Here is a 17008-nt window from a genome sequence, read left to right on the forward strand (position 1 = left end):
AAAGTAGGAGAATATTTAAAATATGATACTTTCGTAATGGGTGCTACTATTATGAGTCCAGCAGATACTATGAAACATATTAAATTTTCAGACTTACCTAAAGCTGTGGATACTAATTACCTGCGTCGTGTAGTGGCAAGTGGTGGAGAAATTTATGTAGGTCATCCATATGAGATGTGTGTTTATCGTTCTGGAGATACAAGTCATCACACTTGGAATGTAAATGACCTATCAATGTTAAGAAATGCTGAAATAGTTGGATTTGGTACTCCGGAGTCTACGGTACACATTTCATAAAAATAAAGGTGTTGGAGAAAATATGAAGAAAATTTTATTTGAAGATTTATCTGTAGAATTTTTTTACTCATTAGAGTATGATGAGACATTTCAGATTATTTATAATGAATTAAATTTCTATTTCAAAAGTTTTTTAAAAGAAGATAATGATAATCTTATATTTTTCTCAAATGGTGCTGTTGACAGAAAGAAGAAGACACCACCAGTATTTATGAGATCATCATGGTCTGAAGATATAAAAGCCAACTGTATTTTCATAGATGATCGGACAATTCACGATACAATTTTGAGAATTGGTTGGGGTGTTGGGGTTAAATCTAGACATTACTTAAATGACTATTCAATGATAGCTAAAAAAATAACTACTATATTGAATATAAAGGAACAAAACGTATTCTATTGTGGTTCTTCTGCTGGTGGTTTTATGTCAATGCTTTTAGCATCAATGCATAAGGATACAACTGCGATTGTCAATAATCCTCAAACTGCTGTACTAGAGTTTAATAAATCTCATGTGAAGGAACTTTGTGAAACAATTTTTCCAAATATGAGTAAAGAGGAAATTCTTATTGAATATGCTGCGAGACTAAATGTAGTAGATGCATTTGATCAGTCTGATTATTTACCATCACTATACTATTTGCAAAATAGAAAATGTGATAGAGATATGGAAACCCAGTATAAGCCCTTTATACAAGGATTAAAGAGAAAGAATGTTTCTGAGAGCAAATTTACATATATTTTATACAATGATTATGAGAAAGGACATGAACCATTATTGAAAAATGATTTTATAAAAGAAGTACATAAGATAATACTCAATTGTTAACATTGTACTAAAAGTATAAATTATTTTACACTATTATTTTTCAATCGATCTCATGATAATATAGTATAGTTTGAAAAGACAATATTCATTGAACTGTACCAATGAAAACATTAATACTTTTAAGCACTGTTTGTATCAATACTAATTTAAGCATTTTATCATTACAGTAAAATTAAAGGGGTGTAAAGATTGAATTTAAAGGAAAAACTACTAAATAATAAAGCGAAGGTTTCAATAATTGGATTAGGATATGTAGGTATGCCTCTTTCAGTCGAGTTTGCTAAATATACAAACGTTATTGGTTTCGATATTAATGAAGAAAAGATTAACTTATATAAAAGTGGTATAGATCCAACTAAAGAGGTCGGCAACGACATAATAAAAAATACAACAGTTAACTTTACGAATAAAGAAGAGGATTTAAAAGAAGTTGACTTTCATATGGTAGCTGTTCCTACTCCAATAAAAATCGATAAGACACCAGATTTAACTCCAGTCGAAGGTGCTTCTAAAGTTGTGGGTAGAAACTTGAAAAAAGGTGCATATGTAGTATTTGAATCAACAGTTTATCCAGGAGTTACAGAAGATGTTTGTATTCCTATTCTAGAAAAAGAATCTGGTCTCAAATGTGGTGATGATTTTAAAGTGGGATATTCACCTGAGAGAATTAACCCCGGTGATAAAATAAATACATTAGACAAGATTATTAAAATTGTTTCTGGTGTCGATGAGGAAGCATTGGATGTTATTTCAGATGTTTATGAAATTGTTATCAAAGCAGGAGTACATAAAGCAAGTAGTATTAAAGTAGCTGAGGCTGCAAAGGTTGTAGAAAATAGTCAAAGAGATATTAATATAGCGTTCATGAATGAGCTTGCTAAAGTATTTAATAAAATGGGGATTAATACAAATGAGGTCGTAGAAGCAATGAGGACCAAGTGGAACTCATTACCTTTTACTCCAGGACTTGTTGGTGGACATTGTATAGGCGTAGATCCTTATTATTTTCTTTATCAAGCAGAAAAATTAGGTTATCATAGTCAAATAATTCAATCTGGTAGAAGAATTAATGATTCGATGGGAGATTTTGTTGCTCATGCAGTAATAAAAAAACTTATTGAAGCTAATAAGAAAGTTAAAGAATCAAAAGTTGTAATCTGTGGAGTTACTTTTAAAGAAGATTGTCCAGATACAAGAAATTCAAAAGTATTTGACATAGTCAAGGGTTTAAATGAATATGGAATTGAAGTAACATTTGTAGATGAACAAGCAGATAGACAAGAAGCAAAAGAATTTTACGGGATTGACATATTAAATATTGATGAAGTAAAAAATGCTGATTGTTTAGTTTTCGCTGTTGCGCACAAAGAGTTTAAAGAACTTGGGAAAGAAAGATTAGCTGAAATGTATAATCAGAATTTAAAAGAAAAAGAAAGAGTTTTAATAGATGTAAAGGGTATATTTACATCAGAATTATTCCAAAAATCTGATATGAAGTACTGGAGCTTATAATTAATTTTTGCAATAAATATCCATCAAATTAGTTAAATTATTTGATGGATATTTCTATTTTGTAATGTAATTTCTTATTTTAAATTTTTTCTCGAATAAGGACTACTATGGTGAATAAGATTTCTATCTGACATTTTTGATGTTATTTCTCTATATTCTAATATTTGAAGGCGTGAATTAGATTCCCAATTTTCTTTCTGAAGTAAATCTTTATTAATTTGTAGTCTAATTTTGATAATGTCATTTTTAATTAAGCCAGGGATACTAATGTGATTAGGACGTGCCCAGTTAGCAATATCTTCCTTAAGTAGTAATTCATCATTCTTGTAAATTTCATAGTAAATATATTCTTTATATTCTCTTGAAGAATATGGTGATGTAATTACAAGCTGTGCAATACCATTTTCACGTTCAAAAGTTATGCTGGCTTCTACATAGGAACCTTTTTTATTAAGTTTTCTAGGTAGAAATAAATTATTCTGGGTAACACTTTTTGTAACAGTAGATTGATCGTTAGATTTCACTAAAAACTCATTGAAGATGGTTTTAATAGAATTTTTATTTACAGTTTTTGATACCACTGAATTTTTCTTTTTAGATTGTTCGTAAAGGTTATTATAATCATTCACACCATAGAAGTTTAGAATTGGGAAATTCCTGTTTATAATTTCTTTAAACAAATAACAATCTCGTCTTTGTTCATAAGAAAACGATAATGAGATGTTATTCATTGCTCTATGACTAAATGGATTTATAGTTCTGAATACCGAATCGTGGTTATTCAAAACCTCGCTTATCCAACGTCCTACTCTAAGCTCCCAATGAATTAAATCAAGTACATGATAATCATAAATATTAGATAGATAATTAATATTAGAAACAAAATCATTGTATGACTTCTCTAAAAGTTTTGATTCAATAGTATCCCCTTTATACATTTTCATTACCGATTCTTTGGCATTGGGAATTGAACTTATTATTTTTTCCTTTCTATGTAAACGAGCTTGTCCAATTTCAAGAGTATTACTTCTTAGATGCAATAAGTTTTCCCCAAAGGCATTATAAACATACTTATTTAGTATTGGTAAGTGGCGGTGAATTGAATTTTTTTGTTGTATTTCTGATTCTTTGTCTGTTAATGACAATGGATCATCATGGAAAAAGAAAAACTTATGATTCAAATGTATGTCATTTAGGATATTCTTTACAATTGTATAGTCTAATGAGAGCTTACTAGATTCAGATGTGGAGTTATCTATTTTATCATTATAGGCGTATGTGAAGAAGTTAAATCGATCAATGTAATTTTTGGACAAAGCTAAGGCAAATCGACTGTCTAAACCGCCTGTTATAGAGAAAACTATTTTATTATAATATTGGCAATATTCTTCAATTTGAGTTTTCCAGAATTTCTCAACAAGAGCAAATCTTTTTTCTTCACTCATTTGAGTATATGGATTATTTCGTCTTGGAAAGAATCTAGTTACATTGTTACTTGGTAATTCAACATAATGATTAGGTATTGTAGATTTAACATTATCATAAGGTGAATTCAAAAATGTTTTTTCTACAATTTTAACTTCCCCTTCTGGAATTTTATAGTTCAAAATTTCACCTAGAAGATTAGCATGTGACGACACAAGTACTTGATCCATACAGTAATAATTAGAACGTCCATTTGTTGCATCTGGATAGATTTTAATCTTATTACTATCTTTTATAATAATAGAATAACGTCCAGCTAAATAATCTAATGTATTCAAAAACTCTTCATGGTTGTGAAGATAGAGTGATAATAATGTTTCAGCAATTAAATTGTTCGGAATATTGTTATATATACCTATATGCATGTAGTCACCATGTATAATTAAAAAGCTATCTTTATTTTTGGATATAGAGTATTGAGTACCTGAATCAGTATAGTAATAGTATTCGTCAATAACTTCTTTATTAACATAATTAGGAGGTAAAGAATCTAATTTCTTATCTGATAATATATAGCCAAATGGATACAATCTTAAGTTCATAAATATTCCCTTTCTACATTAATTATTCTATCTATTATATAATAGATAAAGTGTTTATGGCAAACTAATAATGTAGGTATTGGCATTTAATTTATGTATGTCCTATAGGGCATACATAAATTAAATGAACCACTTGCCAACTCTCCATAATAACTTTAAACTTCTCGTTGGACCAACAACGTTCGACAGGCGGAAATTAGGAGATGTTAGCAGTGGCTCAAATTGATTATATCAGATACGAAGTCAATCACACAGGTGAAACATATGCCAGTGTGGCGAGAAAGATGGGTGTTGATTCACGGACGGTGAGTAAGTATGCGAATCAAGAAACGTTTGAAAAGAGAGAGAAACAAAAACGGAAAGCCCGTGTGATGGATCCAGTCAAACCAATTATTGATCAATGGATTACAGAAGATTTAAAAAAGAAAAAGAAGTACCAAAGAACTGCTAAAAAAATATATGAACAATTAAGGGATTTCCATGGCTTCACAGGTTCAGATCGGACTGTGAGACAATATGTGTCTCAAAGAAAGAAAGAATTAAAGGATTCCTTAACAGATGCAGCCCTTCCACTAGAATCTGTCGCGGGAACAGCACAGGTTGACTTTGGGACTGCACCATTTAAATATGAGTCTGAGGTCATTGATTTACCTTTCTTGGTCATGTCTTTTCCGTATAGTAATAGCTTTTACTTTCAAGTGTTTCCTTCGGAAAACACAGAATGTTTTGGTATGTCAACAGTATTCTAGACAGTTTTTATAGAGTGCTTTCTTATACTCCTTCGGCGTCATATAACCTAGGGCACCATGTGGTCTAATATTGTTATACCAATTTTTATAAATTACATTAATCAGTAGGATCATCTATGATAGTATTAAGTAAAATAAAATGAGGTGTAAATATTGAATTTAAAAGAAAAGTTGCTAAATCATGATGCTAAAGTCTCTGTAATTGGACTTGGATATGTAGGAATGCCTTTATCAGTAGAGTTTGCTAAGTATACTAATGTAATAGGTTTTGATATAAACAAAGATAAGATCTGGTATGTCAACAGTATTCTAGACAGTTTTTATAGAGTGCTTTCTTATACTCCTTCGGCGTCATATAACCTAGGGCACCATGTGGTCTAATATTGTTATACCAATTCACATAATCAAATAGTTCAATTTTCAACTGTTGTAGAGATATAAAATGATACTGTCTAATGAACTCGGTTTTCAGTGCCTTAAATGTCGTTTCAGCAACCGCATTGTCATAGGGACAACCTTTCATGCTCAGTGATCTTTGGATACCAAATGTATCAAGCACGTCATCAATCAAATGATTATCAAACGCTTTCCCACGGTCTGTATGGAACATTTGAACCTTTCTTAAATCATGCTTAATGGTACTCAACGTTGCTGACACAAGATGGCTATCTTTATTTGGACCTGCACTATGTCCAACAATCTCACGATTAAACAAGTCAATAAATACACATATGTAATGCCACTTTCCAGCCACTTTTACATAGGTTAAATCACTGACGAGTACCTCCATAGGTGCCTGTCTAATGAAATTTCTACCGAGTCTATTTATGATATTCCGTTCATTTGATTGTGAGGGATGCGGTCTATATTTCAATGAAGTATACGACGATACTAACCTTTTTGCTTTCATAATCCGACCGATGCGTCTCCGAGAGATTTTGAATCCAAGTCTATTTAACTCATGTTTAATTCTACGTGTCCCAAAACACTGACGATTCGCATTAAATATCTCAACGACTTTATGACTGATGACATCTTCTGAATCATCAACAGTCTGTTTATTCAATTCATAATAATAGGTACTTCTTGGGATTTGTAGGACTTTACACATTGCTGATACTGAATATTTATCGGCATTCTCACGAATGACATCTATTTTCGTCCCATGATCAGCGCTGCTTGCTTTAAAATGTTATTTTCCATCTTAAGTTGCTGGTTTTCTTTTCTGAGTTGTCTCATTTCTCTTTCTTCATCTGTTAAGTTATCTAAATGATTGAAAGAACCTGTCGCCTGATGATTTTTGACCCACTTATCCAATGATGAAGGAGTTAAATCATACTCACGTACAATTTCAGATTTGGGTTTACCATTTTCAAATAATCGCACCATCTGCAGTTTAAACTCTGGGGTAAAGGTTCTTCTTGTTCTTGTCATAAAAAAACGCCTACTTTCTTTGATTTAACAATAACCTCCCTCATAGGAGTTGTCCAATCAAGTGTAGACGATTCACTTCTTGCTTTGTATGATTAGATCAATGTAACCTTATTTATCATCTAAATATTAAACAGCCCTTTTCAACGTTATAAAATTTGTCTATTATATATTTAAACGCTTTCATTAGATTGAGTATTTGAAAATTAATATTAGTTAGTTCGTGAAAGTATTAATTTCTAATTATTCTAGTACCTCTGATTATTATATGTAGATCAAATAAATAATTTTAAGGAACAAATTAATATCTGATCTAAAATAAGCTTGTACAAAGTGATTATCTTCTGAATGATACTTAAACAATTGATAAAAGAGCCCATGATTAGGCTATATTACAATTTAAATATGAGTTGATTATTACTATTATTACTTAATCATCTTTAAGGAAAGGGAAGTTGACCAATTTATGAACTATAAAAACATTTCGTATCCTCATAGTTATTTAATATATAAGGATAATATCAATACCAGCAAATTAAAAGATTACAATACTGTATCGTTATTTGAGTTTAATGTTTGCTATTCTGACACTTACTCTGTTACCTTCTTAGATAAAGGGAATATAAAGTATTTGATGCTAGGATACTCTCTTGATATTAGAGATGGTACCAAATCTGATTTAGACATATTGGAAATGCTACATCAATCAGATACAGTGGTTGAAGATTTGGAATATATTGCAGGGCGATATATTTATATTAAAGCTGTAAGAAATGAAATGTTTATTTATTCTGATGCAAATCAGTTACTTCCACTTGTATTTAATAAAGAAGCAGAAGCTCTTTCTTCACATGATAATTTACTTGCAGAAGTATTGATTGAAAATGATATTAAGCTTACTAGAAGACCACTCGAAGTTCATAATGAACTTGATTTTACTAGATATATAGAAATTCAGAAATTCAATCCCAGTATGAGACTTAGAACAAAAGACTTTAGTTATCGTAGAATATATCCACGAGAAGAATTATCAATAGAAAGTATCGATTCAATTTTTAATCAGATAAAACCATATCTAGAAGAAATGAAAAAATGGTTGAAATTAAATAATCAAGAAAAGTTTGTTACTATAACTGGTGGGATTGATTCACGAGTATCTGCCTCGTTGACTAGAGATATTGAAGGTATAGAATACTTAACTTATTTTATGCCTGACAAATATATCAGGACTCCTTTGGCAAAGTCTATATATGCAGTTGATCGAACAATAACAAGGCAGATGAAAGACAATCTAAAATGGAAGCATGAAATAGTTGATTTATCAAAAATACCATTGTCAAAAGAAGAGTTGGAATTCTATAAAGAGTATTATAACTCTAAGCATGGTTACAGAATTGATAAATATTATAGGGAATATAAAAAACACAAGAATGTATTACACATTAAATCCAATGTGTTTGGTATGGGAAAAGCAGATTTCTCACCATCATTTGACAAGATTTCAAATACTATGGATTATTTAAAAAAATCCGTAAGGGGTTTCGGAAAAGGATTTGAAAAGTTCTATGACAAAGATAAAGAAATCATGAGTTATTTTAATCGCAATCTGGTTGACACGTCTATATCTAAAGGTAGACATTATTTCGATATATTCTATTTGGAATCAAGAATGGGTAACTGGTTAAGTGCACTCACATTGGAGACAGATCCTGAAGTAGAAGAATTTATTTTTATAAATTCTAGAAAACTTATAGATTTAATTCAATCGGTTTCCTTATCGGATAGAAGAAACTTTTCACTTTATAAAAAAATTATTGAAGATAATTGGCCTATACTATTGTACTTTGGCATTAATAAAGAAGAAAGTCTTTTCCAACAAACAAATAGTCTGCAAGAAACTATTGCTAGTAACATGACAATTTATTCAGCATACAGTTTAACAGTTAAAAAACTTAGAGAAACAATTTCTATATCTCCTGCCTCTCAACATATAAGATTGAGTGAAAATTATTACTTTATAATTAAGAATGAAAAGAATGATTTAGAGGATGTTGTTATAAGTAGTGACTATAGTAACGAATCAGCACGTGGATCAATTCGAATTTTAATAAGAAGTGAAGGGAACGTTGAAGAATTTGATATTCTTGATTTAAATAATGGGCTCAATTTAAACAGGTATGGTAGTTTGGTGCACATTAATATTATTTTTAATAAAGAATATGATGCAGATTCGTGGAGAAAATCAGCAACATTGAATATAAAGTATTAATTATTTTCTAATATGAATTTTCAACTTAATTTGATTTTGCAAAATACTGTTTATCAAACTTACCAAAAGCTGTTGGTTGTATATTTATGGAGTAGCGCATTCTGAATAAATCTAAAAAATCACACTGTCTCAGAAGTGTGATTTTTTTAGACAAGCAAAATATATAAAAATTTAAGTAAATATAGTTCAAGTTATTAACTATTCTAAACAATATAGAAGTCATAAAAACTAAACAATTTGATTCACTTTTTGTATAGGGTTATATTTACTCGTATATAATTACATATGATTGAGAGGTCACGAAATGGAAGTAGCAGGATTAAACTACAAATCTGCATATGTCATTACAAAACTGAATTTAGATAACAATATTACTAACTATCAGAAAATAGAAATTGGTGAAATGAATCTTTATTATGATGACCATTTAGATATAACATCTTACACTGGCGAAAACGCTAAAATATACCTATTAGGTTTTTGTTATGATATTAGAGACGGTTTAAGAAATGAAGAATCTATACTAAAAGAATTACTTGAATCATCAGATATTCATCAAGACCTTGAATTTATAGGTGGTCGATATATATTAATATTTGACATTGGAAGTAACCAATTTGTTTATTCTGATGCACTGCAAGTTCGGCCATTAGTCTACCATACAGAATCAAGCAGTCTTTCATCACATGACACTTTGCTAGCAAACCTTTTATCTAGCAAAGGATTTGTAATCAATGGACCATCTAAATTCAAGAATAATTCCCTAGATTTTACTCAATATGATCAAATAAAAAAGTATAATCCAAGCCTTTACACGGACTTCAAAAATTTTAAGTTTATACGTTTTTACCCAAGGGTTCAACTCGAGACAAAAAGTGTTGAAGAAGTATTTGTGGAAATTAAACCATTTCTAGATGAAAATATAAAATACTTAGAGAACCATAAGCGAGAAGTATACGTTACAGTTACCGGTGGGATAGACTCACGTGTGTCTACATCACTCACCCGTGATTTTAGCAATAAGATTGAATACCTTACATATACTAGACCAAGGGATACATTAAAGACTCCATTACAAAAATTAATTTATAAGAATGATGCAGCTATAACATTACAGATGAAAAAATATATGGGTTGGAATCATACAATAATTGATTTAGAAGAATATAAACCTAACAAATCAGAATACGAAACATTCTTGAAAATGTTTAATTCTAGGCATTCGTACTCTTTAATTAAGTACTATAGAGAAAAAAAGAAATATTATAAGGCACTTCATTTTAAATCTGCAGCTTTTGGCTTAGGTAAAGCAGATTTTTCACGAAAATTAGACAATCAAGAAGATTCTTATGAATTTTATGAAAAATGTATGCATGGTATGTCGAGTGAGTTTAAAGAAAGAGCAGATTACCAGCAACAAATTAGAGAATATTTTGATAGAAACAAAATTACGGAAGGGCTTACATTAGGTAGACATTTTTATGACTTATTCTATCTTGAGTCTCGAATAGGAAACTGGCATAGTAACTTAACCCTTGAATCAGACCCTGAGACTGATGAATTTATACTTATTAATGCAAGAAGAATTATAGATCTTATCATGTCACCATCTAAAGAAGATAGAAGACAATATAAGTTGTATAAAAAAATCATTAACAATTATTGGCCGGTATTATTAAAATTTGATGTAAATAAATTTCCAAGTAATAGTAAGTATGAACTTGATTATAACAATAGACATACTTTAAAAAATATTTCAATTATTTCTTTAAACCAAATTTTAATTGAAGATCATTCGAACGGAGTAATAGTAAAACCGAGAACAGATCAAATACAGGACTTTGAATTTTACACATTTTCTGTACTGAATAATTCCAATGTAAATAAAAAAATAAAAATCTATAGTTATTATAGAAAAACTAAGGCAAGAAATAATATCAAGGTTTTGATTAAGCAGAATATGGAAGTGAAAACTTTTGATATATTATATTTAAACGAAGGACATGAATTGGAAATTGAAGGTAAGAGTAACTTAACAATTTCTATTTTTTATAGCCGTAGTTTTTCTAAAAGCTCATGGATAACTGCTGGAAGACTTAGAATTGAAGAGTCGTAATGTAATTGATTAATTGCTAAATCTTATGGATGCTTTATAAATAATGATAATTTAAAAAGATTTCTTTATAATAAGTAACAGTTTTATAAACATTGATATTCTGTCTTTAATATCTACATTATCATTGAAAATGAAAATTACTGGATTGAATGAAAGGAATTAATATGAATCAAATTATTGAAAAACAAATGAGTAATCATTTATTAAAATTCGAAAGAATGACCCCTAATCTTTATGAAAGAAATCAATCAATATTACTATTGGAGCAAGCAGCAGAGAACTATGACTGTACTATAGAAAAGCAAAAAATATCAAAAAGTATTTATAGATCTTATATCAAATATCAAGACAATATTATTGGTTTCTTAAATGGGGTAAGACCTGGAACTACTCATGAAGTTGCATATAAAATTAGTAAAAACTTCGGCTATGTAAAAGAATATTTGAGACATCAAGAGTTGAATGTGGACAAAGAATTAAACTCATATTTTAAGATAAGAGTGGTTTTTATCGAAGGAAGATACATTTCCTCTACTCTCCTTCTCCCATCGTATGTGGTAGGTAATGGTGTAGACAGAATTGAAAAATTATTAGATAGAAAGAATGAGTTTAGGCGCTCAAATAATTATCTAAAACGACATTCAGTAAAAAAGGATAACGATTTACAACAACATTTGAAAACAAACCAAAAGTCATTATTAACAGTTTTAGAAAATGATGAGATTTTATTACTTAATGATAGTTATGAATTAACAAAAGGTGCAGAAACAATAGATATAACTGATGATATTTCGTCAGATATTATTGAAAAATCAAGACAAATAATCGCCTCAATTCCAGGTTTATACTCTGCAGGTTTAGATTTAATTACGGATGATTACAATTCGCCTAAAGATATAACACTAGAGTCTTTAATCACTAGTCCTGGTTCTCTAGTTACATATCTTCCATTTAAGGGCGAATCTATCAATATTTATGATGCATATATCGAATCATTAATGATTCGATATAAAAAATTAAATAATCTTCCGCTTGAAGAAAAAGAATCAGATATTTTGAAAGAGTTTGAAGAATATGAAGATTTAAAAAAACAGTATTATGAGTATGCCAAAAAAAATATTATTAATAATGATCGAGTATCAGGTAAACTATGCTTAATTTTAAGAGGTTTTAATAATGAAACTTTATCAAATGAAAGTAAAAATAGAAGAGATTCTGCTAAAAAGAATTTAATTGTGGATCATGTATTATTTAAACCAGAGGAAAATAAACCATTTAATATTAATTCATATAATGTTCTAAGATTGATAAGAGCTAGAAAAGATAATTCAGAAATAGCAATAAAAGCGATGAATAATGAAATTGTACCATTCCCGAAATTTGACAGTGTTTTCTTTGATAAATACTACTATCTTACAGATAAAACAAAAAAATATGGGGCAAGTTATCAGCTCTATATACAATCACTAAGAGTAGTGGGAGTATTACTTACAGAATATGAAAAAAACAAGGACTTGGGTCTTCTGTATAAAGCGGAAGAGCTAATCTATGAATGGATTTCTTTTGTTAGTAATGGTACGAATGAACCTATGGTTTGGTATGATCACCCAACAGCGAATCGTACTCAAGTTCTAATTCAATTTATATACTTGGCTGAAGAAGCCGGATTTGATATAGATTATGGCTTGTTTCGATCAGTTCTAAAAAAGCATTCTGAAATTCTTAGAAGTGATGAAAAATATAATAATAACAACCATGGATTAATGATGGACAAGGCTCTTATGGCATTAGGACTTATATTAGATGATGATAAAATTTTCATGAAAGGTTATTATCGTTCAATTGATACTTTCTGGTATAGCTATAGTAGCCAGGGAACACACTTAGAAAATTCACCTGATTATCATAGCATGGTATTACGAATGTATACTGAACTTCAAAAGTATTTAATGGATAATAATCATACTTATAATGATAATATTCTAAAAGTTTTAGAACTAGCAAAAGGCTACCATTCTGTAATAATGAAACCCAATCTATTATTACCACCTGTAGGAGATTCAGGAAACTCTAGAAATTATAGTAAAAAGAAATATGAGAATTTCTACGATTTAGAGTCTGGAATGGCTGTTTTACAATATGAATCTGAAAAGCCCTTCTATGTTAATTTTATTTGTGGTTATTCTTCTAAAACTCATAAGCATAAAGATGACTTGAGCATAAACTTGAATTATAATGGTGACGATTTCTTTTTAGATCCAGGTAAGTTTAATTACAACAATAGAAGTCCAATTAGAAAATATGTCACGTCAAAAAATGCTCATAGTTCCTTCCAACTAAGTAAATATCCATATTCATTAAACAAAACCAATAGATTCGATCGTTTGATTAAGCTTGATGGATATAATTTTAGTGAGGGTATTAATATGGTAAAAGGTGTACATGGAGCGTATTCTGGCACAGATATTAAACTCCATAGAGCTGTGTTTCAAATAAACAATAAACCTATAGTAATTATTTATGATTATAATACTAATAATGATAATAAGAGCTATGAATTCATACAGAACTTTAATTTAGGTGAACATATTGTTATTGAGGAGATAGTAGATGTAATAAAAATGCATGGTAGGAAAGCAAATATGGTTATTCATCAATTGTTAAGCCCAGACAAACCAAGTATTATCGAGGGTGACTTGAATGTTCCAATCGCTGTTAATACAGTAGGTTTTGGTAAAGCAACTGAAACAAAACAAGTTAGATACACAAGAAACACATCAGAAAAAGATGTATTCATAACTGCAATTTATGATGATCTAGTAATTAAAAATATTGAATTAGTGAATGTTGATACTTCAATAAATATTCGAATAGATGGTAAAGATTATCATTTGAATATTTAGATTAAACCTACATGAATGTGGCTACTTTTGATCACATTCTTATTCGTAATTATATGAAATATAAATTTAGGATGTACAATAAATTTCAATATCTAACTAAGAGATTATATATATTGAATCGTCTACACTTGATTGAACAACTCCTATGAGCGAGGTTATTGTTAAATCAAAGAAAGTAGGCGATTTTATATGACAAGAACAAGAAGAACTTTTACTCCATTAGATAAGTGGGTCAAGAATCATCAAGCGAAATGTTCTTTCAATCATTTAGATAACTTAACAGATGAAGAAATAGAAATGAGACAACTCAGAAAAGAAAACCAACAACTTAATGCTTACGGCGCTGCTAAATTACCATAAAAACGCGATTTACGATACCATGTAAATCGCGTTTGTTGTTACCACTTAAAACGGCGTGTCGATACCACCCTCTTTACGTAAAGAATCACCACTTAAAATGAGTTGATATGATTTTGAGCACGCCCGGTCTAAAATGGCGTCCGCAATCGCACCGCCACCTAGTTTTTTATGCCACTCAGCGGAAGACATCTGAGAACATAGAATTAAAGATTTTTCTCTGCTGCGCAATTCAAAGACTTCCATCAAATGTTTCTGTTCTTGTTCCTTAGTGGATGTTAAGAGAAAATCATCAATCACAAGAACATCCACTTTCATCAGTTTCTTTAACAGTTTGTCCAAAGTTCCATGAAATTCAGCCAGATCGATATCATTCAGAAGTTCAGTCATTCGATAATATTTACCCGTAAATCCGGATTCAATCGCATGGTTGACCAATGCATTCGCCAGATAACTCTTCCCGGTGCCGGTGGCCCCTTGAACGATGACATTGCGGTGATGTTGAATATAATTGTTGGTCGATAGTTGTTCGATGCTTTCTTTGCGTAAACCTCTGCTGGCTGCATAACGAATTTCTGAAATCTGCGCCTCTTTGTGCGACAGGTTGGCTTGCTTCTTATACCGTTCAATGCGATTATCTTGACGGATTTGATACTCTTCATTGACGATGATTTCCAAACAATCCAGTGGCGTCATGGCATGGTTCTGCTCTGAAAGAAAGAGACTGTGCAGTTCTGAAGCCATTGTGGTCAAGCGCATTTCACGCAACTGGCTCAGAATCGTTTGTAAGCGTACTTGGTTATTGCTCATAATAGTCCGCCCCTCTCAAAAAGGATTGTTCCGGACTTTCCGAGGTGCTAGACTTTAAGTGGGACGTGCCGACATTCAATAGTTGTTTGATCAATCGATAGCCTGGAGTGGCCGACCGTTCCAATGCATGTTGGCAGTCCTCATTCAGGGCGGAATCTGAATGGGTGTCTGCCAATTTTAATAATGCATGGACGCGTTTGTAGTGTCGCTGTTCCGGACCGTCTGAAAACATTGTTTCGACGACTAAATGAACATTCGGACCGATGTGCCGCGCCCATTTCAAATAGCGCTGGCTGTTCCACTGACCGTGTGTCGCACTATTTTCAGGTAAATGCTCGGCTACTGTGGTGTAGCCACCCGGCATTTTACTCAACGTACCATGTTCACATAACATCCGGTCCTGATCCCAAACCTGAATTTTTCTCGCATAAATTTTCAGTTTGAGACTTTGACCGATATATTGATACGGCACAGAATAATGATGTTTTTGATAACTGATGTGGGAATTATTATAAACTTTGACCGTTTTATATTCACAGTACTCAAAAGGCATCGTCGGCAGGGGTTGTAGCGCACCACGCTCCATATCATTAAACATGGAGAACCGTGAGCCCGGCTTCTTTTGAAATGGCTTCTGATTGAAACGGTCCAACTCTTTTCTCAAATGCTCATTATAGTCATCCAGCCCGAAACATTGATAATTCCGCATGCGTGCAATAATGTGCGTCGTCAACGATTTCACAGTGTTTTCAACGGATGGTTTGTCTTTCGGTTTACGGACCCGGGTGGGTAAAATGATGGTGTGATAATGGTTCGCCATCGATTCATAGGTTTCGTTGATTTTGAGCATCGTCCGGGTATGCTTCGTAATCCCGGTCTTCAAATTGTCGGGCACAGTAACGATCGGCACCCCCTGGAAGTATTCGAACATCTGAATATGTGCATTAATCCAGCTGGGCTGCTTCATGTCATAACAACCTAGAGCGAACCCGTAGCCGCTGAATGGGAGCACAGCGACAAACAGGTAACCATCAATGATTTCTCCAGTATCTGGATCGATCCAACGTATTTTTGAGCCGGCCCAATCCACTTCTACACGTTCGCCTGCTTTGTGTTTCATGACATGCGTAAACGACTGCTTGTTTAAATAATCATTAAAGTACTTTTTGAACTGTGTCAGACGATAGTAGGGCTGATGATTATTCCGACAGACATCCACATATTCTTCCCATAGTAACTGCATCGTCACCCCAGGTTGAGCGAGCGACTTAGATAAAGCCGCATAATCCGGCATGGTGTAATGCATCTCCCGTTGACTGGATGTCGACGGCTTGGGTCCGAAAAATGTATCAATCCGGTCGGCCTCCCAACCACTCAATTCCTTATAAGTGAGTTTGTGCTGCTTCGCAGTATCGATGGTGCGTTTAATGACCGGCCGACCGGAACCGACCATGTCACTGATTTTTCTTTGACTGAACGATAATTCGTTCAATCTGACTATTTCTAAATAATTGGGCATTGACTGCCACCTCCATAAATATTTTGTGCCGCTTTGATGCGACATAAAATATTTATAACACTAATAAGATTGAAAAAGTTAAACATAAAAAACAATCCTCTAAAAGAGGATTGAGTGAGTACATCTAGTCCGATTCAGGTGGTAACATGGTGTGCGATTTGGGTGGTATCAAAACCTCCGACGCAGTGG

The 17008-nt window shown here is 31.7% G+C and carries 11 protein-coding genes and 2 pseudogenes; 8 read left to right on the plus strand and 5 right to left on the minus strand.

Annotated elements, in window-relative coordinates; genetic code table 11:
• The 3 genes and pseudogenes from BMW30_RS00070 to BMW30_RS00080 all read left to right on the plus strand — a co-directional run.
• Window positions 1–297 (plus strand): annotated as a pseudogene (locus BMW30_RS00070) (hypothetical protein); the annotation flags it as partial.
• Between the two features lie 22 nt (window positions 298–319).
• Window positions 320–1126, plus strand: a complete 807-nt coding sequence (locus tag BMW30_RS00075) for a hypothetical protein (RefSeq protein WP_091472507.1) — start codon at window positions 320–322, stop codon at window positions 1124–1126.
• Window positions 1127–1315: 189 nt separating this feature from the next.
• Window positions 1316–2638: a nucleotide sugar dehydrogenase gene (locus tag BMW30_RS00080; RefSeq protein WP_091472510.1), complete on the plus strand. Its 1323-nt coding sequence runs from the start codon at window positions 1316–1318 to the stop codon at window positions 2636–2638.
• A 74-nt stretch (window positions 2639–2712) separates the two neighbouring features.
• Here the strand turns inward: BMW30_RS00080 and BMW30_RS00085 are convergent, their stop codons facing one another.
• Entirely contained in the window at window positions 2713–4665 is a 1953-nt protein-coding gene (locus BMW30_RS00085) for a hypothetical protein (RefSeq protein WP_091472513.1), read from the minus strand.
• Between the two features lie 203 nt (window positions 4666–4868).
• On the opposite strand from BMW30_RS00085, the pseudogene BMW30_RS00090 reads away from it, so the two are divergent.
• Window positions 4869–5411: pseudogene (locus BMW30_RS00090) on the plus strand (IS21 family transposase); the annotation flags it as partial.
• Here BMW30_RS00090 and BMW30_RS10825 read toward each other — a convergent pair.
• Window positions 5400–5528, minus strand: a complete 129-nt coding sequence (locus BMW30_RS10825; protein WP_377910725.1) for an integrase core domain-containing protein — start codon at window positions 5526–5528, stop codon at window positions 5400–5402. The pseudogene BMW30_RS00090 and the gene BMW30_RS10825 sit on opposite strands and share 12 nt — an antisense overlap.
• Window positions 5529–5712: 184 nt before the next feature.
• A protein-coding gene (locus BMW30_RS00100) for an IS3 family transposase (protein WP_091472518.1) occupies window positions 5713–6848 on the minus strand; the annotation gives its coding sequence in 2 pieces (ribosomal slippage) (window positions 5713–6602 and window positions 6602–6848; 1137 coding nt in all).
• 463 nt (window positions 6849–7311) lie between these two features.
• Here BMW30_RS00100 and BMW30_RS00105 point away from each other — a divergent pair.
• The 4 genes from BMW30_RS00105 (at window position 7312) to BMW30_RS10465 (ending at window position 14493) form a co-directional block, all read left to right on the plus strand.
• The gene (locus tag BMW30_RS00105; protein WP_091472521.1) at window positions 7312–9114 is read left to right on the plus strand and encodes a hypothetical protein; all 1803 of its coding nucleotides are present in this window, start codon (window positions 7312–7314) and stop codon (window positions 9112–9114) included.
• A gap of 304 nt (window positions 9115–9418) precedes the next feature.
• The gene (locus BMW30_RS00110; protein WP_091472523.1) at window positions 9419–11230 is read left to right on the plus strand and encodes a hypothetical protein; all 1812 of its coding nucleotides are present in this window, start codon (window positions 9419–9421) and stop codon (window positions 11228–11230) included.
• Window positions 11231–11379: 149 nt separating this feature from the next.
• Window positions 11380–14133 (plus strand): heparinase II/III domain-containing protein, encoded by a 2754-nt coding sequence (locus tag BMW30_RS00115; RefSeq protein WP_091472526.1) that lies wholly within the window; start codon window positions 11380–11382, stop codon window positions 14131–14133.
• 189 nt (window positions 14134–14322) lie between these two features.
• A complete protein-coding gene (locus BMW30_RS10465; RefSeq protein ID WP_180366158.1) occupies window positions 14323–14493 on the plus strand; it encodes a hypothetical protein in 171 nt (56 codons plus the stop codon).
• Window positions 14494–14538: 45 nt separating this feature from the next.
• Here the strand turns inward: BMW30_RS10465 and BMW30_RS00120 are convergent, their stop codons facing one another.
• Both BMW30_RS00120 and istA read right to left on the minus strand, forming a co-directional pair.
• On the minus strand, window positions 14539–15300 hold the full coding sequence (locus BMW30_RS00120; protein ID WP_091472528.1) for an ATP-binding protein: 762 nt from the start codon (window positions 15298–15300) through the stop codon (window positions 14539–14541).
• Complete coding sequence (gene istA, locus BMW30_RS00125) at window positions 15290–16819, minus strand: IS21 family transposase (RefSeq protein WP_180366159.1); 1530 nt, start codon at window positions 16817–16819, stop codon at window positions 15290–15292. Before istA ends, BMW30_RS00120 begins: the two co-directional genes overlap by 11 nt.
• Between the last annotated feature and the right edge of the window lie 189 nt (window positions 16820–17008).

It is taken from the genome of Aliicoccus persicus (assembly GCF_900110815.1).
In the GTDB taxonomy this organism is placed as follows: Bacteria; Bacillota; Bacilli; order Staphylococcales; family Salinicoccaceae; genus Aliicoccus; species Aliicoccus persicus.